Below are 1,246 nucleotides of genomic sequence, written 5' to 3'. Positions count from 1 at the left end.
CCCCGGCCCCGCTACGGCTCCTGCCGGAGTTCGACAACCTGCTCCTCTCCCACGCCGACCGCTCGCGGGTCGTGCCCCCGGAGCTCAAGGGCCGGAGCTGGCAGGGGAACCAGGCGTACCCCACGTTCCTCGTCGACGGGTTCCTCGCGGGTGTCTGGAGGCCGGAGGGCGACACGCTCACCGTCGAACCCTTCGGCACGCTCGGCAAGCGGCAGCGGGAGGAACTGCTGCGGGAGGCCGAGCGCATGCTCACGGTGCTGCACGGCGGCTCACCGTCCTCGTACGACATCCGCTTCGGCACCGTGGTGAACCGGCCGTCCTGAACCGGCCGCCCCGGGAGCGTGGACGGGCACATGGATAGGGGGCGCTGCGGACCGCTCGTGGCCGGCCCGCAACGCCCCCTGGCATTCACCTGAGGTGGTGCCTCAGGAGCCCATCGGGTGTCGTACCGCTGCGGTCTACGACTCGATCTGCTCGGTCACGTCGTCCGAGAAGGTCGTCAGCCGGGTGTAGACACCCGGGTACCCGGCCTGGGCGCACCCCTCACCCCAGGAAGTGATACCTGCCAGGACGCCCCCGATCATCAGGGGACCGCCGCTGTCGCCCTGGCAGGTGTCCACGCCGCCGGAGGTGTATCCGGCGCACACCATGTCGCTCGCTATGAAGGACGAGCCGTACGAACTGCTGCAGCTGGAGTTGGAGACGGTCGGCACCGTGGCGGTGCGCAGCTGGTTGGAGGAGGAGCCGTTCGAGGACGTGGTGCCCCAGCCGAGGATGCGGGCGGTGGTGCCGGCCGCGTACACGGAGGTGTCCGACGAGTCGACGTACGACGCCGTGGTGTACGGCATCGACGTCGCCAGGGTCAGCACGGCCACGTCGTTGCCCTCGGTGGCGTCCGTGTAGTCGGGGTGGACCCAGATGTCGGTGACTCTGCTGACGGTGCCGTTGGTGCCGTTGCGGTAGGTGCGGCCGCCCACGACACGGACACTGCTCGTGGTCTCGTCGACCATGCAGTGCGCGGCGGTGACCACCTTGGTGGCCGAGACCAGGGTGCCGCCGCAGAACTGGTTCTGCGACGAGTCCGTGATCTGCATGACGTACGGGTACGCGCTCGCGGTGGTCGTCGTGCCGCCGACGATGGGGTTGGGGGCGGCGACGGCGGAGGGGGCGCTCAGCAGGGCGGTCGCGGCGGCGGCAGCGGCGACCGCGGCACCGAGCGCGGCGGTCTTCTTGGCACGCATGAACC

Annotated in this window: 2 protein-coding genes; one reads left to right on the top strand and one right to left on the bottom strand. The window is 70.5% G+C overall.

Features of this window, described 5'->3' with window-relative positions; all coding sequences use genetic code 11:
* Nucleotides 1-323: DNA glycosylase AlkZ-like family protein (locus FNH08_RS50240; protein WP_194238908.1), on the top strand; the 323-nt coding region annotated here is incomplete at its 5' end.
* A 135-nt stretch (nucleotides 324-458) separates the two neighbouring features.
* Here the strand turns inward: FNH08_RS50240 and FNH08_RS50235 are convergent.
* Entirely contained in the window at nucleotides 459-1,241 is a 783-nt protein-coding gene (locus FNH08_RS50235; protein WP_152778704.1) for a S1 family peptidase, read from the bottom strand.
* Nucleotides 1,242-1,246 lie beyond the last annotated feature (5 nt).

Source organism: Streptomyces spongiae, assembly GCF_009377185.1.
Taxonomy (GTDB): Bacteria; Actinomycetota; Actinomycetes; order Streptomycetales; family Streptomycetaceae; genus Streptomyces; species Streptomyces spongiae.
This window is presented reverse-complemented; position numbering and strand designations above follow the sequence as displayed.

Excerpts from the sequence above, each read along its gene's own strand:
- FNH08_RS50235 (WP_152778704.1), bottom strand. The coding sequence starts at position 1,241 with ATGCGTGCCAAGAAGACCGCCGCGCTCGGTGCCGCGGTCGCCGCTGCC.